At 69.4% G+C, this 22,584-nt stretch carries 20 protein-coding genes, 1 tRNA gene and 1 other RNA gene; 15 read left to right on the forward strand and 7 right to left on the reverse strand.

Features of this window, described 5'->3' with window-relative positions; translation table 11 throughout:
* Positions 1 to 152: 152 nt before the first annotated feature.
* Positions 153 to 1,160, reverse strand: a complete 1,008-nt coding sequence (locus tag WA967_RS03815) for a LacI family DNA-binding transcriptional regulator (protein ID WP_424419567.1) — start codon at positions 1,158 to 1,160, stop codon at positions 153 to 155.
* A 248-nt stretch (positions 1,161 to 1,408) separates the two neighbouring features.
* On the opposite strand from WA967_RS03815, the gene WA967_RS03820 reads away from it, so the two are divergent.
* From WA967_RS03820 to WA967_RS03845, 6 genes are all read left to right on the forward strand, one after another.
* Positions 1,409 to 2,740: an ABC transporter substrate-binding protein gene (locus WA967_RS03820; RefSeq protein ID WP_424419568.1), complete on the forward strand. Its 1,332-nt coding sequence runs from the start codon at positions 1,409 to 1,411 to the stop codon at positions 2,738 to 2,740.
* Positions 2,741 to 2,832: 92 nt separating this feature from the next.
* A complete protein-coding gene (locus WA967_RS03825) occupies positions 2,833 to 4,182 on the forward strand; it encodes a carbohydrate ABC transporter permease (protein ID WP_424419569.1) in 1,350 nt (449 codons plus the stop codon).
* Positions 4,182 to 5,150, forward strand: coding sequence for a carbohydrate ABC transporter permease (locus tag WA967_RS03830; protein WP_424419570.1), 969 nt, complete (start codon positions 4,182 to 4,184; stop codon positions 5,148 to 5,150). The genes WA967_RS03825 and WA967_RS03830 overlap by 1 nt, the downstream gene beginning before the upstream one ends.
* 78 nt (positions 5,151 to 5,228) lie before the next feature.
* Entirely contained in the window at positions 5,229 to 6,623 is a 1,395-nt protein-coding gene (locus WA967_RS03835) for a cystathionine beta-synthase (protein WP_424419571.1), read from the forward strand.
* Between the two features lie 93 nt (positions 6,624 to 6,716).
* On the forward strand, positions 6,717 to 7,874 hold the full coding sequence (locus WA967_RS03840) for a cystathionine gamma-synthase (RefSeq protein ID WP_424419572.1): 1,158 nt from the start codon (positions 6,717 to 6,719) through the stop codon (positions 7,872 to 7,874).
* 240 nt (positions 7,875 to 8,114) lie between these two features.
* Positions 8,115 to 9,344, forward strand: a complete 1,230-nt coding sequence (locus tag WA967_RS03845; protein WP_424419587.1) for a multidrug effflux MFS transporter — start codon at positions 8,115 to 8,117, stop codon at positions 9,342 to 9,344.
* 93 nt (positions 9,345 to 9,437) lie between these two features.
* Here the strand turns inward: WA967_RS03845 and WA967_RS03850 are convergent, their stop codons facing one another.
* Positions 9,438 to 9,773 (reverse strand): cupin domain-containing protein, encoded by a 336-nt coding sequence (locus WA967_RS03850; protein ID WP_424419573.1) that lies wholly within the window; start codon positions 9,771 to 9,773, stop codon positions 9,438 to 9,440.
* 62 nt (positions 9,774 to 9,835) lie between these two features.
* Between WA967_RS03850 and WA967_RS03855 the strand changes: the two genes are divergently transcribed.
* From WA967_RS03855 to WA967_RS03865, 3 genes are all read left to right on the forward strand, one after another.
* Positions 9,836 to 11,083, forward strand: a complete 1,248-nt coding sequence (locus WA967_RS03855; protein ID WP_424419574.1) for a GNAT family N-acetyltransferase — start codon at positions 9,836 to 9,838, stop codon at positions 11,081 to 11,083.
* Positions 11,084 to 11,149: 66 nt separating this feature from the next.
* Positions 11,150 to 11,237, forward strand: a tRNA-Ser gene (locus WA967_RS03860).
* Positions 11,238 to 11,305: 68 nt separating this feature from the next.
* Positions 11,306 to 12,196: a rhodanese-related sulfurtransferase gene (locus tag WA967_RS03865; protein WP_424419575.1), complete on the forward strand. Its 891-nt coding sequence runs from the start codon at positions 11,306 to 11,308 to the stop codon at positions 12,194 to 12,196.
* A 9-nt stretch (positions 12,197 to 12,205) separates the two neighbouring features.
* Here WA967_RS03865 and WA967_RS03870 read toward each other — a convergent pair whose 3' ends face one another.
* The 3 genes from WA967_RS03870 to WA967_RS03880 are packed head-to-tail and all read right to left on the reverse strand — an operon-like array spanning position 12,206 to position 16,582.
* The gene (locus WA967_RS03870; RefSeq protein ID WP_424419576.1) at positions 12,206 to 14,395 is read right to left on the reverse strand and encodes a transglutaminaseTgpA domain-containing protein; all 2,190 of its coding nucleotides are present in this window, start codon (positions 14,393 to 14,395) and stop codon (positions 12,206 to 12,208) included.
* Positions 14,388 to 15,581, reverse strand: a complete 1,194-nt coding sequence (locus tag WA967_RS03875) for a DUF58 domain-containing protein (protein WP_424419577.1) — start codon at positions 15,579 to 15,581, stop codon at positions 14,388 to 14,390. The genes WA967_RS03870 and WA967_RS03875 overlap by 8 nt, the downstream gene beginning before the upstream one ends.
* Positions 15,582 to 15,586: 5 nt before the next feature.
* A complete protein-coding gene (locus WA967_RS03880; protein ID WP_424419578.1) occupies positions 15,587 to 16,582 on the reverse strand; it encodes an AAA family ATPase in 996 nt (331 codons plus the stop codon).
* Between the two features lie 129 nt (positions 16,583 to 16,711).
* Between WA967_RS03880 and ffs the strand changes: the two genes are divergently transcribed.
* Positions 16,712 to 16,808: signal recognition particle sRNA small type (gene ffs, locus WA967_RS03885), an RNA gene on the forward strand.
* Positions 16,809 to 16,880: 72 nt separating this feature from the next.
* On the opposite strand, the gene WA967_RS03890 is transcribed toward ffs, so the two are convergent.
* Positions 16,881 to 17,855: a hypothetical protein gene (locus tag WA967_RS03890; protein ID WP_424419579.1), complete on the reverse strand. Its 975-nt coding sequence runs from the start codon at positions 17,853 to 17,855 to the stop codon at positions 16,881 to 16,883.
* Positions 17,845 to 18,363: an RNA polymerase sigma factor gene (locus tag WA967_RS03895; RefSeq protein WP_424419580.1), complete on the reverse strand. Its 519-nt coding sequence runs from the start codon at positions 18,361 to 18,363 to the stop codon at positions 17,845 to 17,847. The genes WA967_RS03890 and WA967_RS03895 overlap by 11 nt, the downstream gene beginning before the upstream one ends.
* A 129-nt stretch (positions 18,364 to 18,492) precedes the next feature.
* Between WA967_RS03895 and WA967_RS03900 the strand changes: the two genes are divergently transcribed.
* The 5 genes from WA967_RS03900 to WA967_RS03920 form a co-directional block, all read left to right on the forward strand.
* Entirely contained in the window at positions 18,493 to 19,095 is a 603-nt protein-coding gene (locus WA967_RS03900; RefSeq protein WP_424419581.1) for a rhomboid family intramembrane serine protease, read from the forward strand.
* Positions 19,092 to 19,724, forward strand: a complete 633-nt coding sequence (locus tag WA967_RS03905) for a hypothetical protein (RefSeq protein ID WP_424419582.1) — start codon at positions 19,092 to 19,094, stop codon at positions 19,722 to 19,724. Before WA967_RS03900 ends, WA967_RS03905 begins: the two co-directional genes overlap by 4 nt.
* A 209-nt stretch (positions 19,725 to 19,933) precedes the next feature.
* Entirely contained in the window at positions 19,934 to 21,433 is a 1,500-nt protein-coding gene (locus WA967_RS03910) for a DUF222 domain-containing protein (RefSeq protein WP_424419583.1), read from the forward strand.
* Between the two features lie 298 nt (positions 21,434 to 21,731).
* Positions 21,732 to 22,211, forward strand: a complete 480-nt coding sequence (locus tag WA967_RS03915; protein WP_424419584.1) for a MogA/MoaB family molybdenum cofactor biosynthesis protein — start codon at positions 21,732 to 21,734, stop codon at positions 22,209 to 22,211.
* A partial coding sequence (locus tag WA967_RS03920) for a molybdenum cofactor biosynthesis protein MoaE (protein WP_424419585.1) occupies positions 22,208 to 22,584 on the forward strand: 377 nt, incomplete at its 3' end. The genes WA967_RS03915 and WA967_RS03920, both read left to right, overlap by 4 nt.

The raw sequence follows: 22,584 nt of genomic DNA on the forward strand, positions 1-22,584 counted from the left end.
ATCCGATGGTCACGACGAGCCGGCGAGACGACGCTTCGGCAGGCTCAGCGACCCATCCGACGGTCACGGCGAGCCGGCGAGACGACGCTTCGGCAGGCTCAGCGACCCATCCGATGGTCACGGCGACCCATCCCACGGTCACGCGACGCCGGTCAGCCTCGCGGTACTGCGGTGGACGCTCGCACGACGAGCTCCGAGGGCAGCACGCGCTGCTCGGGTGCGGCATCCGGGTCCTTCGTGCGCTGCAGCAGCAGCTCGACGGCGGTCAGTCCCTGGACGCGCGGCTGCTGGCGCATGGTGGTCAGCGCGAACATCTCCGCGTGCTGGTGATCGTCGATGCCGATCACACTGAGTTCCGCAGGCACGGAGATCCCGAGACGCCGAGTGGCGATGACGGCGCCGATCGCGGCCTCGTCGCACACGGCGACCAGTGCGGTCGGACGGTTCTGCCTGTCTCCCAGCAATCGCACGGCCGCCTCGTACCCGCCGGGCATGGTCGGCTCTCCGTCGGCATGGCGGATGCGATCGCCGAGGCCCGCGGCGGCCATCGCGGCTCGGTAGCCGGCGAGCCGCCGATCGTCACCGAAGGCGTGCAGTGCGGCGTCGGTCTTGCCGCCCAGGAAGACGATGTCGCGATGCCCGAGGTCGATGAGGTGCTCGGTGGCGACGCGGGCCGCGCTCTCGTCGTCGATGGTGACCGCACTGACGTCGCTGCGGTATGCACCGACGCACACCAATGGCGACTCGACCAGCATGAGTCGCTCGAGCTCGTGGGCGCTGGGCTGGATGCCGACGGCGATGATCCCGTCGAGACGGCGGCGGGGGAGGACCTCCTCGAACAGGAGCGCGCGTCGAGGCGTGCCCTCCTGGATGCCGTAGAGCACCAGGTCGAGTCCGGATGCGAGGAGTCCGTCCTGGATGCCGGCCAGCAGCTCCGCGAAGAACCACCGGTCCATCGCGGGCATGATCACGCCCACCGACAGCGAGCGCCCGGTGGCCAGGCTCATCGCCGAGGAGTGCCCGATGTAGTCGAGCGCCGCGGCCGCCGCCTGCACCTTGGCGCGGGTCGCCGCAGACACGTAGCCGCCGCCGCTCAGCGCACGGCTGGCGGTGGCCTTGGAGACGCCGGCGCGAGCGGCGACGTCTGCGATGGTGCTCATCGGTCCTCCGGTTGGGGGTCCAGCCCAGCGTATCCACAATCCGTTTCGAACGGAACCGGTTCCACACGGTAGGCTTTGGGAGCGCTCCCACGCGTTGCATCACGTATCCACAACGGTTGCCAATATCTGTGAGTGTGGCGTTGTGCAAGGGCGCCCGGGGCAAGTAGGTTGTCCTGGAATCGGTTCCTCAAAGGTTGCGGAGATCGCGGGCGCTGAGGGCTGAGATCCACCTGAAGAGGAGAAAACACATGGCTTTGTCACAGCGATACCGCCTGCTCGCTCCCCTCGCCCTGGTCGGCGCGGCTGCAATCGCCCTGACCGGTTGCGCGGAGGCAGCACCTGGCGGCGGCGACGGCGGCGATCAGGGCAAGACGACCGTCCGCATCTCCGGTGGCATCACCGGATCCGAGGCCACCGACCTCAACAAGACGTTCGAGCAGTTCACCAAGGACACCGGTATCAAGGTCGAGTACACCGGCGACAAGAGCTTCGAGGGCAACATCGTCACCAAAGTGACCGGTGGCGACGCGCCCGACATCGCGATCGTCCCGCAGCCGGGTCTTCTGAAGAGCCTGATCGACACAGGGAAGGTCAAGGCCGCGCCCGAGAGCGTCTCCAAAGCCGTCGACGAGAACTGGTCCAAGGACTGGAAGAACTACGGCACCGTCGACGGGACGTTCTACTCCGCCCCGATGCTCGCCAACCTGAAGGGGTACATCTGGTACTCGCCGGTGAAGTTCAAGGAATGGGGCGTGGAGGTCCCCAAGACCTGGGACGACATGATCAAGCTCACCGATACCATCCGCTCCAAGACCGGTCAGGCGCCGTGGTGCGCAGGTTTCGCTTCGGACGCGGCTTCCGGCTGGCCGGGCACCGACTGGATCGAGGACCTGGTCCTGCGGGATGCCGGACCCGAGGTCTACGACCAGTGGGTTGACGGCAAGGTGAAGTTCACCGACCCGAAGATCAAGGACGCGTTCGAGGCCGTCGGCTCCATCCTGCGGAACCCGGACTACGTCAACGCCGGCTTCGGCGATGTGAAGAGCATCAACTCGACTGCGTTCGGCGACGTCGCGGCCAAGGTCGCCGACGGCACCTGCGCGCTGACCCACCAGGCGTCGTTCCTGTCGGCGAACTTCCTCGACGTGAAGAACGCAGCGGGCGAGACCCCGAAGGTGGCCCCCGATGGCGACGTGTACGCGTTCGTCATGCCGGGCACGACCGAGGGCGAGCTGAGCGTCGAGGGTGGCGGCGAGTTCGTCGCCGGCTTCAACGCCGACAAGTCCACCGTCAAGGTGCTCGAGTTCATGGCCTCGCCGGAGTTCGCTGACGCCCGCGTCAAGCTCGGCGGCGTGATCTCCGCCAACAAGAACGCCGACCCGACGCTCGCGTCGAGCGAGTTCCTGCAGGACGCCATGAAGACGCTGCAGGACCCGAACACGACGTTCCGCTTCGACGCCTCCGACCTGATGCCGTCCACGGTCGGGTCGGGTTCGTTCTGGAAGGGCATGGTCGACTGGATCGATGGCAAGGCCACCGACCAGGTGCTCAGCGACATCCAGGCCGGTTACGAGAACTGATCGGTCGCGCTAGTCTGAGCGCAACCTGCTGACGGATGCGGGGTCGGGCACACCAGCCCGGCCCCGCATCCGCACCACCAGAAGGGGAATCCATGTCACAGGTCATCATCGACGAGACAGAGACGGATACGGGCGGCGAGCTTCCGCAGACCACGCACGGCGTCGATGCGAAGGGGCGTGCGATCACCCGCATGCTCGTCGTGGTCGGCTTCGCGCTGATCGCCGCGCTGTTCTTCCTGCTGCTGTTCTCGACGCCCGTCGAGGATCCTGCCCGCATCGCACTGGGGCCGGTCTCGCTGAACACGTTCTTCATGTGGCTGGGGAACATGCCGCCGCTCGCGCAGATCCCCGTCGTGCTGGTGGCCTTCGGTGTCGTCGTCGCGATCCTGCTGGTGCTCATCGAGTACGCGCCGAGGCCGGGCAAGAGGTACTTCATCATGCGGCTGGTGGCGTGCCTGGTCATCCCGGTGCTCTCCTTCATGCTGCTGCGCCCGTACGCCAACGCGGTGCTGTACGTGGTGGCCATCGCGCTGCTCTCGGGCGCGCTGCTGTTCTTCGCGGACTACCGCTCGCGGCAGGGCGCGGGCTACCTGTTCCAGCTCATCCTCTTCATGGCCCCGGCGGCGATCATGCTGCTGATGGGTCTGATCTACCCGGCCGTCGCGACGATCTTCAAGTCGTTCTTCGACAAGACCGGCACGGACTTCGTCGGACTGGAGAACTACGTCTGGGTGTTCACGAACCCGGTCGGCACCTGGTCCGTGATCAACACGCTCATCTGGGCGCTGCTGGCGCCCACCATCTCGGTCGCCTTCGGGCTCGCGTACGCCGTCTTCATCGACAGGGCGCGCGGCGAGAAGTTCCTCAAGGTGCTCGTGTTCATGCCCGTGGCCATCTCGTTCGTGGGCGCCGGCATCATCTGGAAGTTCATGTACGACTACCGGCAGGGCGACCAGCTCGGTCTGCTGAACGCCATCGTCACGATGTTCGGCGGTGATCCGGTCAGCTGGCTGGCCGTCAAGCCGCTGCTGAACACCATCATGCTGCTGATCGTGTTCATCTGGACGCAGACCGGCTTCGCGATGGTGATCCTCTCGGCCGCGATCAAGGCCGTGCCGGTCGAGCAGATGGAGGCCGCGGAGCTGGACGGCACGAACGCGTGGCAGCGGTTCACGAATGTCACGGTCCCCGGCATTCGCTCCTCTCTGATCGTCGTGCTGACGACCATCACGATCATGTCGCTGAAGGTGTACGACATCGTCGCCGTGATGACCGGCGGTCGCGATGACACCACCGTGCTGGGCTTCGAGATGGTCAACCAGCAGCAGCGCTTCCAGAGCTACGGGCACTCCTCGGCGCTGGCCGTGGTGCTGTTCCTGTTCGTGCTGCCGCTGATCGTCTACAACGCCCGATCCATGACCAAGCAGAGGGAGATCCGCTGATGAGCGCCACCGAAGCCATCGTCCGCGACACCCGCTCCAAGCGCCAGGTCGCCAGGGACACGCGCCGCACCGAGGCCATCGCCCACAAGAAGCTCACCTCCAAGGGCGCGACGATCGCCGCCGTGATCATCGCCTTCTTCTGGACCATCCCCACCTTCGGCCTGTTCGTCACCTCGTTCCGGCCCGGCGCCGACACCCAGACCACCGGCTGGTGGACGGTGTTCACCGACCCGAAGTTCACGCTCGACAACTACGTGCAGGCGCTCACCGCGGGCGGTACGTCGACCACACTCGCCGTGGCGTTCGTGAACTCGCTGGCCATCACCATCCCGGCCACGGTCATCCCGATCGCGCTGGCGTCGCTGGCTGCGTACGCGTTCGCCTGGGTCGACTTCAAGGGCCGGAACCTGCTGTTCGTCTTCGTGTTCGCGCTGCAGATCGTGCCGCTGCAGATGGCCCTGGTGCCGCTGCTGAGCCTGTTCTCCAACGGCCTCACCATCGGTGACGTGCAGGTGTTCCCCGGCTTCACGCTGAACGACCTGGACTACAGCTTCGCCCGGGTGTGGATCGCGCACGCGATCTTCGCGCTGCCGCTGGCCACGTTCATGCTGCACAACTTCATCTCCGAGATCCCGGGCGATGTCGTCGAGGCCGCGCGCGTGGACGGCGCCGGTCACGGACAGGTGTTCTTCCGCATCATCCTGCCGCTGGCGATGCCCGCCATCGCCTCGTTCGGCATCTTCCAGTTCCTCTGGGTGTGGAACGACCTGCTGGTCGCGACGATCTTCGCCTCGCCCGGCGCGCTGCCGATCACCCAGGCGCTGAACTCGCTGTCCGGCACGTGGGGCAACCGCTGGTTCCTGCAGTCGGCCGGTACCTTCGTCTCGATCATCGTCCCGCTGATCGTGTTCTTCGCCCTGCAGCGCTTCTTCGTGCGCGGCCTGCTGGCGGGGGCCACGAAGGGCTGATCCCGGAGCGGAGACATCGGATGCCGGATGCTGAAACACTTTCGGCATCCGGCATTCGATGTCTCTAGCCTGAGACGCATGCGCTACGCCGAGAACATCGTCGACCTGGTCGGCGACACGCCCCTGGTCAGGCTCCACCGGGTGACCGAGGGCGTCGCGTGCACCGTGCTGGTGAAGCTGGAGTACCTGAACCCGGGCGGCTCCGCGAAGGACCGGATCGCCGGTCGGATCATCGACGCGGCGGAGGAGACCGGCGAGCTGCGGCCCGGCGGCACGATCGTCGAGCCCACCAGCGGCAACACCGGGGTGGGCCTCGCGCTGGTCGCGCAGCAGCGCGGCTACCGGTGCGTGTTCGTGGTGCCGGACAAGGTCGGCGAGGACAAGATCGATGTGCTGCGCGCCTACGGCGCCGAGGTCGTCGTCACCCCGACGTCCGTCCCGGCCGACAGCCCGGAGTCGTACTACAGCGTGAGCGACCGGCTGGCCGGCGAGATCCCCGGGGCGTTCAAGCCCAATCAGTACGAGAACCCGAACGGGCCGCGCAGCCACTACGAGACGACCGGGCCGGAGATCTGGCGCGACACCGACGGCCGGGTCACCCACTTCGTCGCAGGGATCGGGACGGGCGGCACGATCAGCGGCACCGGCCGCTTCCTGCGCGAGGCGTCCGGCGACCGGGTGCGCGTGATCGGCGTGGACCCGGAGGGCAGCGTGTACTCGGGCGGCACCGGGCGCCCGTACCTCGTCGAGGGCGTCGGCGAGGACATCTGGCCCGGCAGCTACGACCGCGACGTGCCGCACGAGATCGTCGCGGTGAGCGACGCGGAGGCGTTCGCGATGACCCGCCGCCTGGCCCGAGAGGAGGGGATCCTCGTCGGCGGGTCCAGCGGCATGGCCGTCGTCGGCGCGCTGCGGGTGGCGCGCGGGCTGCCCGCAGACGCAGTGATGGTGGTGCTGCTGCCCGACGGCGGGCGCGGATACCTCGGGAAGATCTTCAACGACGCCTGGATGCGCTCGTACGGGTTCAGCGACGTGCCGGACGAGGAGACCGTGGCCGACGTGCTCACCGCCCGGGACACCGCGATCCGGCTGAAGCAGAAGACCAGCAGGAGCATCCCCGCCCTGGTGCACACGCATCCCGACGAGACCGTGCTCGAGGCCATCGGCACCATGACGGAGTACGACGTGTCGCAGCTGGTGGTGCTCAGCACCGAGCCGCCGGTGATGATGGGCGAGGTCGTGGGCACGGTCGACGAGAAGCGCCTGCTGGACCTGCTGTTCCGTGGCGAGGCGCAGCCGGCCGACCCGGTGGGCCTGCACGTGGGGGAGCAGATGCCGCTGATCGGCATCCACGACTCCGTCGCCCAGGCGCGTGCCGCCCTCGCCGACGCCGATGCGCTGCTGGTCACCGTCGACGGCCGTCCGCACACCGTGCTCACCCGGCAGGACCTGCTCGGGTATCTGGCGCGCTGACCGCGGTCGCCCCGTCTTGCGGCGTAACAGCAGAGCGGATGCTCGGCCTGCGGGGCGTACGGTGAGGACACCGTCGTCGACACCAGGAGAGCCATGACCGATCGAGCCTTCGCCACCCGTGCCATCCACGCAGGGCAGGACCCGGATCCGCTCACCGGCGCGATCGTCCCGCCGATCTACCAGGCCTCCACGCACGTGCAGGACGGCATCGGCGGCTTCCGGGACGGCTACGAGTACAACCGTGCGGGCAACCCCACGCGCTCCGCGCTGGAGACCCAGCTGGCGGCGCTGGAGGGCGGGGCGTCGGCGTACTCGTTCTCATCGGGCCTCGCCGCCGAGGACGCCCTGCTGCGCAGCATCCTGCGCCCGGGGGATCACGTGCTGCTGGGCAATGACGTGTACGGCGGAACATACCGGCTTCTGACGAAGGTGCTCGCTCCCTGGGGCGTCCAGACCACCACGGCCGATCTCGGCGATGCGGATGCCGTGCGGGCGGCGCTGCGCCCGCAGACACGGATCGTGTGGGTGGAGACACCCAGCAACCCCCTGCTGAAGATCGTCGACATCGCCGCGCTGGCCGACATCGCGCACGCCGGCGGTGCCGTGCTGGTGGTCGACAACACCTTCGCCTCACCGGCGCTGCAGCAGCCCCTGGCGCTGGGAGCGGATGTCGTGGTGCACTCCACCACGAAGTACCTCGGCGGCCACTCCGACGTGCTCGGCGGCGCGGTCGTGCTCGGCGACGATCGCTTCGACGAGGCCGTGAAGTTCCAGCAGTTCGCGGTCGGCGCGGTCTCGGCGCCCCTGGACGCCTGGCTCACCACCCGCGGGATCAAGACGCTGGCGGTGCGGGTGCGGCAGCACAGCGAGAACGCGCAGGCGATCGCGGAGTGGGCCGCGCAGCGCCCGGAGTTCTCCGAGGTGTACTACCCGGGGCTGGCCTCGCACCCCGGCCACGACATCGCGGCCCGGCAGATGAGCGGGTTCGGCGGGATGCTGTCGCTGGGGCTCGCCGCAGGCCCCGACGCAGCACGCACGCTGGCCGAGTCCACGACGCTGTTCCAACTGGCCGAGTCGCTCGGCGGCGTCGAGTCGCTGATCGGCTACCCGCCGGAGATGACGCACGCCTCGGTGCGCGGCACCGAGCTGGCCGTGCCGGAGAACCTCGTGCGGCTGTCAGTCGGCATCGAGGACGTCGCGGATCTCATCGCCGACCTGGAGGGTGCGCTGGCTCGCGTCGCCGCGCGCTGAGGGGCGCCGGGCCGGGGGGCGCCCAGCAGTTCCACGGCGGCTGCGCGGGCGAGTACCATAGGAGACTTCCCCTGCGTCGAATCGATTCGAGCGCAGCATCCGCTCTTCAGTTGAAAGTTCCCCGTGAGCGACCAGCGCACCCCCACCGGCAGCATCCGCGCCGTCACCGGCACCATCCGCACGTCCACGCCCACCGGCGCCATCCGCACTCTCGGCGCGGATCCGGCGACAGCGCCGGTCATGCTGCATCCGGGCGATGCCATCTCCGCCCGCCGGCGGGTGCTGTACATCATCCTGCTCGGCGCGCTCACCGCCCTCGGGCCGTTCACGATCGACCTGTATCTGCCGGCGTTCCCCGAGCTGGAGACGGATTTCGACACCTCCGCCGCCATGATCCAGCTGACCCTGACCGGCACCATGATCGGCTTCGCGATCGGACAGCTGATCGTCGGCCCGCTGAGCGACAAGGTCGGCCGGCGTGTGCCGCTGATCGTGGTGACGGCGCTGCACGTGCTCTCCAGCATCGCCGCGGCCATCGCACCCGACCTGATCCTGCTGGCCACTGCCCGGGTGGTGATGGGCATCGGCGCGGCGGCCGGCGGAGTGGTGGCCATGGCCATCGTGCGCGATCTGTTCGGCGGCAAGCGTCTGGTGGTCATGCTCTCGCGGCTGGCGCTGGTCTCAGGCGTCGCCCCGGTGATCGCACCCATCATCGGCTCCGGCCTGCTGACGGTCATGCCGTGGCGAGGCATCTTCGTGGTGCTGGCCGGCTACGGCGCGGTGATGCTGCTGGCGACGATCCTTCTGATGCCCGAGACCCTGCCGCGCGAGCGCAGGCAGGAGCGCGGCTCCAGCACGGTGCTGCAGCGCTACCGCAGCGTGTTCTCGGATCGCGTGTTCGTCGGCGTGCTGATCATCGGCGGGATGACGTTCTCGGGCCTGTTCTCGTACCTGTCGGCATCGCCGTTCCTGTTCCAGCAGACGCACGGACTCAACCCGCAGGAGTACGGCCTGCTGTTCGCCGCCAACTCGCTGGGCGTGGTCGGGGGTGTGCAGGCCGCGGCACGGCTCGCCGCACGGTTCGGCCCGCAGTGGGTGATGGCCTTCTCCACCGGGATGCTGCTGGTCTCTGGCGCCGCGATCATCGTGTGCGACCAGGTCGGCGCCGGATTCTGGGGCACGGTGCTCCCGCTGTGGCTGTTCATGACCGCGTGCGGCTTCACGTTCCCGTGCGTGCAGGTGCTCGCGCTGGATAGGCACGGCAAGGCCGCCGGCACCGCGGCATCCGTGCTGGGCGCGTGGAACTTCGGCGTGGCCGCGGTGATCTCCCCGGCAGTGGGGATGATCTCCGAGGGCGACGGAATCACGGCGACGACGATGGCCGTCGTCATGGTCGGCTGCGCCGTGGTCGCGATCCTGGCGCTGTGGCTGATCGTGCGGCCCAGCACCGTGGAGATGCTTGCGCCCTGAGGCTGCCGGAGTCGCTCTGCTGGGTCCCTGGGCCTGTCGCCTGTACTGAGCGAGTGCCGGCGAGTCGAAGTGAAGGGTCGAACAGCAGAACGCTCAGCCCATCAGGGTGAGCAGCACATGCGAGGGCTCGACGGCCTCCAGCTCGTGCGGCTCGGATGCCGTCACCTGGATGGTCCCCCCGGCGGTGAGGTCGTACTCGGCCCCGTCCACGCGGAACAGGATGCGGCCCGCGACGACCTGCACGAGGATGGGCACCGGCGCGCGGTGCTCGCGCAGCACGGCACCGGCATCCATCACCAGCGTGCGGATCTTGAACCCGTCGCCGTCCATCGTGCGATGCGGACGCACCCGGCCCTCCTCCACGGGGTGAGCGGCGACGAGGTCGGCCGCGGAAGCAGCGAGAAGCAGGTGGGACGTGGCGAAGCTCATAGCCCGAGGATATCCCCGCCCGGGCATCCGCGGGCCCGCGCGGTCGCGGGCAGAATGGGGTGATGGTGCGAACACGGATGCTGGTCGGCGGTGCTGCTCTGCTGGCCGGAGCCGTCGTGCTCGGCCTCGTCGCGGTGACGGCGTTCGGCGGCGGGGTGAACGGACTCGATCAGGGCTGGCACGATCTGACGAAGGGCATCCGGCAGCCGTGGATGCTGGCGATCTCGTACGCGCTGAACTGGATCGGCGGCGGGTGGCGTGCCTCCCTGCTGGTGCCTCTGCTGCTGATCGCGGCGCTCGTGATCGTCCGCAGGGGGAGGGCCGCCGTGTTCGCGGCGGTATCGCTGGTGCTGAGCGTCGCACTGGCGCAGCTGCTGAAGGCGGTGTTCGAACGTGCCAGGCCGGAGGACATGCTGGTGGTCTCGGATCCGGGATCATTCCCCTCGGGGCATACGGCCAACGCCGCGACGCTGGCTGTGATCCTGTATGTGGTCTTCCCGAGACGATGGCTGGCTGCGACCGGTGCGATCTGGACCATCCTGATGGCGCTGTCGAGGACCATCCTCAGCGTGCACTGGCTCACCGACACCATCGGCGGCATGCTGGTCGGGGCCGCCGCCGTGGTACTGGTTGCCGCGGTGATGGGGCGCTGGGCGTCGCTAGGCTGTATGGGTTCCGGCATCCGTCCGGACGCGAAGGAGTCGTCTGTGTCGAGCATCCGTCCTTACCGCCCCTCCGATCGCGATGCGATGTACGAGGTCTGCGTGAGGACGGCGGATGTCGGGCGCGACGCGACCGGCATGTTCACCGACGATCGGCTGTGGGGCGACATCTTCGCCGTACCGTACGTCGAGCGGCATCCGGACCTGTCGTGGGTGGTCGAGGCGCAGGACGGCCGCACGATCGGCTACATCGTCGGCACCGATGACACCGAGGCGTTCGAGACCTGGTTCCACGACGAGTGGTGGCCGAGTGTCGCGGGCCGCTACCCGCTGTCGGGCGAGGCCGAGCCCACGCGCCAGGACAGCATGATCGGCTACGCCGCCCGTCGCGCCCCGGGCAGAGAGCAGCACGCCGCCGAGTACCCCGCGCACCTGCACATCGACCTGCTGCCCGAGACGCAGGGGCAGGGTCTGGGGCGCCTCCTGATCGAGGCGCTGTTCGCCGAGCTGCGCCGCCGCGGCGTGACGGGCCTGCACCTGGGCATGAATCCCGAGAACGCCGGCGCCGGCGCGTTCTACGAGCGCCTGGGCATGCGCCGCCTGGAGTCCGGGCCCGACACCACGATGTACGGTGTCCGCTTCTCCTGAGGCGTCTTGCTCCGGTCGTGTTCATCCGGACTCACGGCATCGGATAGGATGGACAGGTTGTTTCCTGGTGACGTGTCCGAGCGGCCGAAGGAGCACGCTTGGAAAGCGTGTGTTGTGCAAGCAACCGCGGGTTCGAATCCCGCCGTCACCGCCAAAGGCCGAAGGCCCTCACGAACTGTGGGGGCCTTCGATCGTCACCGCCCGGCGAAAGGGAATCTCCTGGTGCCCACCCCGAAGATCGTGCTGTTCTACGCGTTCACGCCGCTGGCGGATCCTGACGCGATCCGGCTGTGGCAGCGCGACCTCGGCGAGGCGCTGAAGCTCCGTGGCCGCATCCTCATCTCGAAGGACGGCATCAACGGCACGCTCGGCGGCGACCTCCCGGCCGTGAAGAAGTGGCTGCGCAGGTTCCGCGAGTACCCGGCGTTCAAGAACGCCGATATCAAGTGGAGCGAGGGCACCGCGCTCGACGAGGACGGGTACAGCGTCGACTTCCCGAAGCTCAGCGTGAAGGTGCGCGACGAGATCGTGTCGTTCGGCGCCCCGGGCGAGCTGCGGGTGGACGAGCGCGGCGTGATCGGCGGCGGCGCGCGCCTGAACCCGCAGCAGCTGCACGACCTGGTGGCTGAGCGCGGCGATGACGTGGTCTTCTTCGACGGGCGCAATGCGCTGGAGGCCGAGATCGGGCGATTCCGCAACGCGGTCGTGCCCGACACCGATACCACCCGCGACTTCGTGCGGCTGCTGGACGACGGCGCCTTCGACGAGCTGAAGGGCAGGCCGGTGGTCACGTACTGCACCGGCGGCATCCGCTGCGAGGTGCTGTCCAGCCTGATGGTCTCCCGCGGGTTCGGCGAGGTGTACCAGCTGGACGGCGGCATAGCGCGGTACGGCGAGGCCTACGGCGACGACGGGCTGTGGGAGGGATCGATGTATGTCTTCGACAGGCGCGGGTCGGTGGACTTCTCCGACCACGCCGCCGTCATCGGCCAGTGCATCGGATGCGGGGCGCCGACCGGCCGCACCGCGAACTGCCCCGAGGCATCCTGCCGCCGCCAGTTCGTCGTGTGCACGGCCTGCGACACCGTCGCCTGCCCCGAGCACGCCGCCTGAGAGGGGCTCTCAGCGGCGGCGGGCGAACAGCGACGCGGGCAGCAGGCGCGCCAGCACGCGCTGACGCGAGTCCACGCTCGCCCCGAGCTGTGCGAGCACGACCCGCAACGGGTTCGCCAGGTTGCCGGCATCCGACCTCCGCTCGGCGTAGCTGGCATGCTCCACGGCCCGCACGATCGGGGCGAGCGCCATGGGGTCCACTCCTCGCGTCAACGCCAGGGCATCCGCACGCACTCGAGCTGTCTGCGCCTCGGGTGCTGCGATCCCCAGGTCGATCAGGGTGTCGGAGAGCTCCTGCCAGGCGGCCATCGCGTCGCCCGACCGGGCCCTGCCCACGCGGGAGGCCCTCCGCAGCTCGCGCGCCAGCAGCGGCAGCAGGAGCGCCACCAGGATGCCGAGCACCGTCAGCGTCACGGGCGTCGGGTTCAGCGTCTGCAGCGGCGTCGCGCCGCTGGAGCCGACATCGTCCCGGGGACCCCGGGAGCTGGTGGGCGCCGCCGACGCGCCGTCGGACGGTGCACTCGAGGGCTTCGGAGCCTCGGGGCTGTCGCCGCTGCCGCCGGCCGCTGCGGCGACGAAGTCGGTCGGCACGCCCAGCGTGGCGGTGGGCTCGAACGGCACCCAGCCGATGCCCTCGAAGAACACCTCGGGCCACGAGTGCAGCTGGTCGCTGGACACGGAGTAGATCAGATCCTCGCCGCGCTTCTCGCCCGTGGAGGTGCCGGGCAGGTACCCGACGACGATCCGCACGGGCATGTCCAGTGACTGCGCCATCAGCGCGAAGGCGCCCGCGAAGTGGATGCAATAGCCGGTGCGCTTCTCGAGGAACGTCGCCACGGCGTCCGCGCCGGTGCCGTCGAAGCCCTCCTCGACGGGGGCGTCCAGCGAGTAGGTGAACTCGCTGCGGAACCAGTTCTGCAACGCGATCAGTTTGTCGTAGTCGGTGTCGGCTCTCGCCGTGACCTGCCGTGCCAGCTCGCCGATGATCGGCGGCAGGTCGTCGGGCAGCGCCTGCACGGGCACGCCGGATGCCGAGGATGCGCGGATCTGCTCGAGGGTGGGCGCCGCGGTCTCGGCGGTCACCGTGTAGTCGGTGCCGGCGGCATCCGCTGTGCGACTGATGACTGTGCGATTCTCGGGTATCGCCGACCAGCCCTCGCCCGCGTCCTTGATGCTCTCCGGCGCGTACGGCACCGGCAGGCGGTCGCTGGAGACGCCGGTCACACGGATCGACACCTCGGTCTTCACGGTCTTGATGCTGTCGCCCCAGTCGGGGTCGCCGAAGCCGTCGCTCAGCGGCACGCGGTCACCTCGGTCCGGCCGCCAGACGTCGCCGTCGAAGCGCGACAGCGTGGCCAGCCGGAGATACGGCGGGTTGGCGGAGGTGGTCACGAGCGTCAGCGCCTCGATGCCCTCCGGGCGGCGCAGGTCGCTGCCCAGGTTGAGGTCGGCGTTGATGGTCAGCATCGGCCCGGTGCCCGGCAGAGCGGATGCCACGGGCAGGACCGGCGCGAGCACCAGCGCCGCGACGACTGTCAGCGCCCCGGCCGCCGTCGCCACCATGAACGATGCGCCGCGGGGCGCGCGCGGATCGTGCCGGGCGCCGAATCTCAGCAGCAGCAGGATCACGACCGCCTGCATCACGAACCACACGATGTTGATGGTGCCGAACGAGATGAGGATGGGCATCACGCCCACGACCGAGGTGAACACCACCGCGAGCAGCACCAGCCGGTTCGCGACGAGCTGGTCGATCAGGATCGCGACGACGGCGAACACCAGGCCCAGCAGGGTCGCCATCGGCACGGTCGCCTCGATGGGTGCCACCCCGTTCATGATCTCGCCCACGCTCTGGTTCAGCCGTATGCCGATCAGTCGCGCTGTCTGCCCGGTGGGGATGAGGCCGGCGATGGCGGTCTCCGAGGCGAGCGTCGCGGTGCCCGCCACGGCTGCGGCGACCGCCTGCACCAGCAGCACCAGCGGGCTGCGGATGCCGGCGCGCACGTTCGCGAGGGACAGGCGGGCGAGGATTCCGCTGATCGCGACCGCGATGACGATCGTGACGACCACGAACGTCCACGGCCCCGGCCTCACGGCGCCGGTGTACGGCCACAGCGTCACGAACGCCGCCAGCATCGCCAGCATCCCGGCCCCTGCCGGCGAGACCGGACGGCGTGCGGGTCGCGTGTGGTCAGACATGCTGCACCGTCGTGAACGGAAGGGCTGACGCCCACGCCGCGGCCAGTTCGGCGGGATCGGCGGGGTCGCCGGGCAGGAAGGCCGGATGCCAGCCGTGCGCGCGCACCGAGGCCAGGGCATCGGCACTCGCGGATGCCGCGAACAGCAGGGGGGCCGCGGCGCCGGCGGTGCTGAGCTTCTCGGCATCCTCGTCGTCGAGGCGACCCGTGATGAGGATCAGCGGTCCCGGCGCAGCGCTGCCGACGACGGAGCGGATGTCGTGCGCTTCGCCGCGAGGCTCGACGGTGGCCAGGGCGATGAGCATGTCCTCGCGGTCCTCCTCGTGCCCGCGCAGGGCGCCCAGAGGGTTGCCGGCCGAGTCGACCACGTCGACGCTGTATCCGTCCTGCGCCAGCCTCAGCGCGGCGGAGGCGCACAGCGACACGGCCTGCTCGAAGGCCGGGTCGGGATCCTCGCCGGGACGCGCCCAGCGGCCGGCCGTGCGGTCGAGCACCACCATCGCGTCGGGGCTGGCCTCTTCCTCCTCCTGACGCACCATCAGGCTGCCGCGATGGGCAGTGGCCCGCCAGTGGATGCGCCGGCGCGAGTCGCCGGAAGAGTAGGGGCGGGGGACGAGGTTGTCGGCACCCTGCCCGATCCGGGTGGAGCGGGTCTGCGCGGTGCCGCCGGCAGCGCCGATCTTGGTGGGCAGGGGCGCCAGCGCCACGGTCTGCGGGATGACGGTGATGGTGCGGGTGTCGCCGAAGGCCTGTTCGCGCCTGGCGAGTCCGAACGGATCGGTGGTGCGCAGCATGAGCGGGCCCAGCGTGGACACCCCGCGGCGCACGCCCTCCACGTCGTAGCGCAGCGCATCGTCGGGGTAGTCGCCGGTGGCCTCGCCGCGGACGGCGGCGGGCAGCACGTCGCGCCAGATCCCGTTCGGGATGCCGAACGACCACAGGTCGAACCGCACCGTCACGCGCGACGTCTCGCCGACGGCCATCAGATCGGTGGAGATCTGCCGCCGCACCTCGCCGCGCCTCCGTGGCATCCGCACGATCATCAGGCACACCACGGGCAGGGCCGCGAGCAGCACGCCGATGTACAGCAGCGGTCGCGCCGAGGCGATGTTCGCGGCGACGATCAGCAGGATGCCCGAGAGCAGGCATCCCCATCCTCGTGCGGTCAGCGGGCGGCTGCGGGTCATGGCGCTCAGCGGCGGGTGCCGGCGAACGGCACGGGCACGCGGGAGATGATCTGCGTGAGGGCGGCCTCCACCGGCTGGGCGCCGGCGCGGTGCACGCCGCGGGCCGCCAGCAGGCGATGCGCGAACACCGGGATGACGAGGTCGGCGATGTCGTCGGGCACCACGAACTCGCGGCCGTCGAGCGCGGCGCGCACCTTCGCCGCGCGCACCAGCTGCAGCGTGGCGCGCGGGCTGGCGCCCAGGTGCAGGCCCGGGTCCTGCCGGGTGGCCTGCGCGATGGCGACGGCGTACTCCTCGAGGGATTCCGCGACGTGCACGCGGCGGGTCCAGGCGATGAGTGAGCGGATGCCGGCGGCGTCGGCCACCGGAGTGACTGAGGCCAGCGGGTTGGCGCGCTCGCGCTGGCGCAGCATGAGCGTCTCGGCCGCGGCATCCGGGTAGCCCATCGAGATGCGCATCATGAACCTGTCGCGCTGGGCCTCGGGCAGCGGGTAGGTGCCCTCCATCTCCAGCGGGTTCTGGGTGGCGACGACGAGGAACGGCTCGGGCAGGAGGTGTGTTGCGCCGTCGACGGTGACCTGCTGCTCCTCCATGGCCTCGAGCAGGGCCGACTGCGTCTTGGGGGAGGCGCGGTTGATCTCGTCGGCGATGACGATGTTGGCGAACACGGCGCCGCGCTTGAACTCGAACTCGCGGTCGGTCGGGTCGTACACGGCCACGCCGGTGACGTCGCCCGGCAGCAGGTCGGGCGTGAACTGGATGCGGCGGACGGTGGCGTCCACGCTGGCTGCCAGAGCCCGGGCGAGCATCGTCTTGCCGACACCGGGAACGTCTTCGATGAGCAGGTGCCCCTCGGCGAACAGGCAGGTCAGCGCGCTGCGCACGGCCTCGGGCTTTCCGTCGATGACCGAGGAGACGGAGGCGATGATCCGCGAGGTCTGCTCGGCGAAGACCTCGGCGGTGATCTGGGCGGTGCTCGGCTCGGTCAGCTGCTCTGGCATGCGGTGGCTCCCCTTCGCGACGGTGCGAACTCTGATCGTATCTCGGCTGGGTGAACCAGGGGTTGCCGGCGGGTGCCGGTGGTGCGCTTTGTCTGTCGAAGGGCTGGCCCCGCGTCAGGTAGACTCGTGGACGGCTCTCCGCGTGACGGCATCCAGGCCAATTCCCCCAGGGCGGAAACGCAGCAAGGGTAACCGGGCTCTGCTGGGTGCGCGGAGGGTCTTTTTCTTGCCCCGGCGGGATCCGTTCAGTACTACCGCTGTGGACGCGCCACCAGCGTCCGCACGACACTCTTCTTGATCATTTCGACTCCTTCGTCGTCTCCCACAACTGGTAGTCGACCACCACGCCCGCCGGGATGCCGTCCGCCGCGGTCGTGCGCTGGGTCTCCACCCCGACGATGCGACCGGTCTTCGGCGAGATCAGCACGGTGTCCTCCGCTCCCTTGGCCGCAGAGGGAAGGCGGATGCCGAGCACGCGGCGTCCCAGGCGATCGGTGGACTCACCGAGTGATTCACCGCCGTGCGTGGCGATCAGAGTCAAGAGCTGAGCTTGCTGCCCGTCGCTCAGGGTCCACAGCTGCATCGCGGTGACCATCGCGTCCACGACCTGACCAGCCGACGGCTCCGGCGGCATCCCGACCGCGGTGAGCAGGTCCTGCACGCCCTGCGCCGACTGGGCTGGGGGATCCGCGGAGGGCACGCCGAACTCGCCCGGCTTGAACGTCTGCTTCGAGATCACGGATCGGGTCGGCACGACGCGCCCCACACTTTCACCCGAGGCGCCCTCCACGCGTCCCTTGACGATCAGCAGGGTACCGGAGAGGTCCGCGTTCCAGTCGAGCGTCAGGACCTGCGGCACTGCCTGCTTCGACAGCTTGCCGTCTTCGACGCTGATCGCCCACGACACCATCCGCACCGCCCTCGACGGCTCGTCGATCCCTCCGGGCTTCGACAGCCGAGCGATCGCATCGGCGATCACCTGCGACTCCGGTGCGGGCGAGCTGAAAGTCAACGGCACGGGTGTGGATGCCACGGCGGGCGGAGTCGCCAGCATCGACGACACGGTGATGACGGCGACGACCACCAGCGACGCCAGCGATACCGCCCAGGCCGCGCGGACGCGCGTGGCACGCTTCGCTGCCGTGCGTTCCCGCTCTAGGCGATCCCCCAGTGCGAACAGGAACGCCGGCGGCTCGGCATCCACCGGCGTTCGTGCGGTGTCCTGCTCTCGGAGCCAGCGCGTGGTGGCATCCGTGCGTTCGTCACGCGACATGGTCGTCACCCGCCTTCAGACCGATACCCGCGGCGACCAGAAGAGCCTCCAGGCTCTCACGGGCGCGCTGATGGCGCTTTCGGACAGCAGCCTGGCTGATGCCCAGCAGGCCGGCGACCTCGCCGGCGGTATATCCATCCAGATCAAGCAGCTCGATGAGCTTCCTCTCGGGGAGGGGCAACATGTTCAGCATGCGGCCCAGATCGACGCGCAACTCGACATTCTCGTCGCGCATCGCCGAGTCCCGAGCGGCGTTGACCAGAACACCGGCGTACTTCTCCTGAGTGCGTTCTCGCTTGTCGCGGTCGCGCCGCCGATTGTCGATGCAGGTCATCAGCCAGCTCAGGTTGACGACGCCTCCACCATCGATCGCGCGCCACGCCTGCTCGAACGCGTCGGCGACGGCATCCTCCACGTCGCGTTCGTCGGGAAACAGGCGCTCGGCGTGCCTCATCAGTGCGACGGAGGAAGTGCGGACCAGGGTCTCGTACGTCTCGTGCGGCGACACGCCCGACCGTATTCGCCATCTGATCACTTCGTCGTCGCTCCTCGGCCCTCGCACCGTGCTTCCGAGTGAATTCTGCCATGTTCTCCCGGCGTTCAGTCCGCTCTTCATCGCACCTGGGAGGATCGTCGTGTGACAGCATCCGCTCTTCCGGCTCCGCGCTCCTCATCGAAGGGGTCGCGCTTTCTCGCGCCGATCGGGCTGCTGGCGCTGATGTGGGCGATCCAGTTCGCGGATGCCGTGCTGCCCGGGACGTTCGTCGGCTGGGGGCTGCGCTCGTGGGACCTCGGCAGCCTGCAGGGCCTCGTGCTCGGGCCGCTGCTGCACGCGAACTGGGCGCATCTGATCGGCAACTCCGTGCCGTTCCTCATCCTCGGATGCCTGGTGGCTGTGGAGGGGGCTGGGCGGTTCTGGGCGGTCACCGGTGTGGTCGCGCTGGTCGGCGGGGCCGGAACGTGGCTGCTCAATGCGCCGGGCACGCTCACCGTGGGCGCATCCGTGCTGGTGTTCGGATACTTCGGCTACGTCGTGCTGCGCGTGATCGCACCAGGACGGATCGCGCATCGGCTGGCATATGCGGGCATCGCGCTGATCGTCATCGTGCTCTACGGCACCACCGTGCTGGGCGGGATCTTCGGAGCGGGCCCCGGCGTCTCGTGGCAGGCTCATCTGTTCGGTGCGATCGGCGGCGGGCTCGTCGCGGTCACCGGCAGACGGAGGGAGCAAGCGGCGTGACCGTCCGCCGCTCGAGGGCGACCATCCTGCGCCGTCGCGCGCGCCGGCGGCGGGAGCGGAAGCGGATGCTGCGGATCGCCGCGATCACGGTGTCTGTGGCGCTCGCGGCATCCGCTGTGCTGGTGGGGATCGGGATGCTCACGGCACCGTCTTCGGAGACGTACTGCGTGACGGAGCCGACGACGTTCCCGGCGCAGGGCGTGGACGGCTGGAGCGGCGACCAGCTCGAGAACGCGGCGATCATCGTGCGCACCGCGCGTGATCTGGGCTTCCGGCGTGATGGTCAGATCCTGGGCGTGATGGCGGCGATGGGCGAGAGCTCGCTGCACAACATCGACTACGGCGACTGGGAGACGTCGGGAGTGACGAATCCCGACGGCAGCCGCACGTCGAGTGTGGGGCTGTTCCAGCAGCAGAAGTGGTGGGGGAGCGTCGTCGAGCGGATGGATCCTTCTGTTGCGGCTACGAAGTTCTACGCGCGGCTGAAGAAGGTTCCGGACTGGCGGAGCCTGCCGCCGTCGCACGCCATCCACCGGGTGCAGATCAATGCGGATCAGGAGCACTACGCGAGGTTCCAGGGGGATGCTTCGGCCGTTGTCGATGCGCTGTCGGGGGAGTGCCGGCGGTAGGTCTTGGGGATGCGGGGTGGGGGATTGCCTGAGCCTGGTCTGTGGGTCCATGGACCCGTTCGTCTGCTTTCTGGGTCCCTGAGCTTGTCGAAGGGTCGAATGTCGGTGCACGATGGTATCGAATATTAATTCGAGGTTTGATGAGACCAAATAAGAACAGATTAGAAGAAATGCTTGACATGCGGGTGTGGGGTTCATAGGCTGGAGGCATGTCAGCGCCGCTGGAGAATCTGCACGAGGCCATGTCGGTCATCGATGCGGCGTGGGCGGATGCGGACGGATCCTCGGGCCTGGGCCGGTCTGAGCTGCTGTCGGTGAACGCGGCCATCGGGTCCGCGCGGCGGGCACTGGATGCTCTGCAGGCGCGGGTCGCTGCAGGGATCGCGCACGAGTCGCGCCCGGAGCTGGGTGCGGAGTCCCTGGCGAAGCAGGCAGGATTCCGGACGCCGGCTGCGTTGATCGCCGCGGCCACGGGGGTCTCGACCGGCGACGCGGCCCGGCTGGTGAAGGTCGGGGAGGCTGTCGCCCCGCGGGTGGATCTGGTGGGGGAGCGGATGCCGGCGAAGTACCCGTCCGTGGACGCGGCCCTCTCGGGTGGGATGCTGGGCGCTGCCGCGTCTGCGGTGATCGTGGAGTTCCTGGATCGGGCCCGCATCGGTCGCGACGCCGGCGAGGTCGTAGATGTCGAACGGCGGCTGGTTGAGAGGGCGGCGGGGCTGTCACTGGACGATGTGCGCCGGCTGGTCACCCGCGCCCAGGCCCTCCTGGAGGAGGACCGGCTGGAGGCCCGTGAGGAGGAGCGCCGTGCGGCACGCTCGCTGACGTACTTCGAACGGGAGGGGAGTTTCCACCTGACCCTGGTCACCGACGTGGAATCCGGTGCCCCGATCCGAGCCGCGATCGACGGATACGTGACCGCGCAGTTCCAGGCCCGCAAAGACGCCGAAGACGCCGCCCGTACCGGAGCCGGTACAGGCGATCACGGTGACGATGCCGATGCTGCCTCTGACACCGGTGCCGGTGTCGTGGCCGGGGCTGCCTCTGACGCCCGTGCCGGGGCGGATGCGGATCGACGGTCGGTGGCGATGATGCGTGCGGACGCACTGGCTCTCTTCTGCGGGCACGTGCTCGGCTGCGACACCCCGGGCGTCCCCGTCGCCGGTGCGACGGTCATCGTCCGGGTCAACGCGGACGACCTCCAGTCCGGGATCGGGCACGGGACCATCGACGGCGCCGACCAGCCCGTGAGCATCACGGCCGTCCGGCGGATGGCCGCCTCCGGTGGTGTGATCCCGTGCGTGCTCGACACGACCGGGGAGATCCTGGACTTCGGGCGGGAACGGCGCCTGTTCACCAGGGCGCAGAAGCTCGCCCTGGTCGAGCGCGACGGCGGGTGCGCACGGTGCGGGCTCCCGCCCCACATGACCAAGGTGCATCACCTCGCCTGGTGGAAACGCGACGCGGGGCCGACGGATCTGTCCAACGGGATCCTGCTGTGCGAGTCCTGCCACCACCGCATCCACGACAACGGCTGGGACATCCGCATCGACAACCCGCCCGGCACGAGCGTCGGCACCGCCACGCCCCGGCGACGGCGTGGCACGGGCGTCAACATCCACGCCGGAGTCTGGTTCATCCCACCCGCACACATCGACCCCACCCGCACCCCACAACGCGGCGGACGCGCCCGCTACGACATCGCTGCCTGAACGGCCCTACGCTCCCATGCCCCGCTCCAGGCGTCGCTTCGCGGCGCCCGGAGCCTCCGGGGCGCGTGGCCCCCGCTCAGGGACCCAGACGCCCGGGTCTCTGGGCCTGAACGCGGAGTTGCCGGGCCTGTCCTCCGGGTTGCCGGCCTGCCGAAGCAACGGCCGGAACCTGCCCGCTGGTCGCTGAGCCTGTCGAAGCGTCGTCCGCGGGATGCGGGTTCTGAGCCTTGGGTCGCTGAGCCTGTCGAAGCGTCGTCGGCACGAGCTACCCTTCCCACCGCTCGCTAGGCTGGGGGGCATGTCGCTGGCCGCCGCCGTCATCACCGTCTCCGACCGCTCTGCGCGGGGCGAGCGCGTCGATGCATCCGGACCCATCGCGGTCGAAGCACTCCACGGGGCGGGGTTCGACATCGACGACGCGATGATCGTCCCGGACGGCGCCGACGAGGTCGAGCGCATCCTCCGAGACACGCTGCAGCGCGGCATCCGCCTGATCGTGACCACCGGCGGAACCGGCATCGGCCCGCGCGACCGAACCCCCGAGGGCACGGCCCGCGTGCTGGATCGCGAACTCCCCGGCATCGCCGAAGAGCTGCGCCGCCGCGGCGCTGTGGAGAAGCCCGCCGCCGTGCTCTCGCGCGGACTCGCGGGCGTCGCGGGAGACGCCCTCATCGTCAACCTGCCCGGCTCGACAGCCGCCGTCAGGGACGGCATCCGGCTCGTGCTCGAGATCGCGCACCACGCCCTCGGACAACTCGAAGGAGAGGACCACCGATGAACATCCGCCTCGCGCAGATCAGCACCGAGCCGCTGGACGTCGACGCGCATCGCGCCGCCGTCGAGGATCCGCGCATGGGCGCCGAGATCACCTTCGTCGGACGCGTGCGCGACAACGACGAGGATGCCGCGACTCCGGTCGTCGCGCTCGAGTACAGCTCGCACCCGGATGCCGAGAAGACCCTGCGCGAGCTGTGCGCCGAGGCCATCGGTGACACGGACGCCCTTGTCGCGGCCAGCCATCGCATCGGCCGGCTCGAAGTCGGCGAGGCCGCCGTGATCGTGTCGGTCTCCTCAGGCCACCGCGGCGTCGCCTACGACGTCTCTCGCACGCTCATCGAGGCCATCAAGCATCGCCTGCCCATCTGGAAGCG

Origin of the sequence: Microbacterium sp. (assembly GCF_049650565.1) — a bacterium.
GTDB lineage: Bacteria > Actinomycetota > Actinomycetes > Actinomycetales > Microbacteriaceae > Microbacterium.

What these genes read in the sequence shown, in the direction of transcription:
- WA967_RS03815 (WP_424419567.1), bottom strand. Translation starts at nt 1,160, where the DNA reads ATGAGCACCATCGCAGACGTCGCCGCTCGCGCCGGCGTCTCCAAGGCC.
- WA967_RS03820 (WP_424419568.1), top strand. Translation starts at nt 1,409, where the DNA reads ATGGCTTTGTCACAGCGATACCGCCTGCTCGCTCCCCTCGCCCTGGTC.
- WA967_RS03825 (WP_424419569.1), top strand. Translation starts at nt 2,833, where the DNA reads ATGTCACAGGTCATCATCGACGAGACAGAGACGGATACGGGCGGCGAG.
- WA967_RS03830 (WP_424419570.1), top strand. Translation starts at nt 4,182, where the DNA reads ATGAGCGCCACCGAAGCCATCGTCCGCGACACCCGCTCCAAGCGCCAG.
- WA967_RS03835 (WP_424419571.1), top strand. Translation starts at nt 5,229, where the DNA reads ATGCGCTACGCCGAGAACATCGTCGACCTGGTCGGCGACACGCCCCTG.
- WA967_RS03840 (WP_424419572.1), top strand. Translation starts at nt 6,717, where the DNA reads ATGACCGATCGAGCCTTCGCCACCCGTGCCATCCACGCAGGGCAGGAC.
- WA967_RS03845 (WP_424419587.1), top strand. Translation starts at nt 8,115, where the DNA reads ATGCTGCATCCGGGCGATGCCATCTCCGCCCGCCGGCGGGTGCTGTAC.
- WA967_RS03850 (WP_424419573.1), bottom strand. Translation starts at nt 9,773, where the DNA reads ATGAGCTTCGCCACGTCCCACCTGCTTCTCGCTGCTTCCGCGGCCGAC.
- WA967_RS03855 (WP_424419574.1), top strand. Translation starts at nt 9,836, where the DNA reads ATGGTGCGAACACGGATGCTGGTCGGCGGTGCTGCTCTGCTGGCCGGA.
- WA967_RS03870 (WP_424419576.1), bottom strand. Translation starts at nt 14,395, where the DNA reads ATGTCTGACCACACGCGACCCGCACGCCGTCCGGTCTCGCCGGCAGGG.
- WA967_RS03875 (WP_424419577.1), bottom strand. Translation starts at nt 15,581, where the DNA reads ATGACCCGCAGCCGCCCGCTGACCGCACGAGGATGGGGATGCCTGCTC.
- WA967_RS03880 (WP_424419578.1), bottom strand. Translation starts at nt 16,582, where the DNA reads ATGCCAGAGCAGCTGACCGAGCCGAGCACCGCCCAGATCACCGCCGAG.
- WA967_RS03890 (WP_424419579.1), bottom strand. Translation starts at nt 17,855, where the DNA reads ATGTCGCGTGACGAACGCACGGATGCCACCACGCGCTGGCTCCGAGAG.
- WA967_RS03910 (WP_424419583.1), top strand. Translation starts at nt 19,934, where the DNA reads ATGTCAGCGCCGCTGGAGAATCTGCACGAGGCCATGTCGGTCATCGAT.
- WA967_RS03915 (WP_424419584.1), top strand. Translation starts at nt 21,732, where the DNA reads ATGTCGCTGGCCGCCGCCGTCATCACCGTCTCCGACCGCTCTGCGCGG.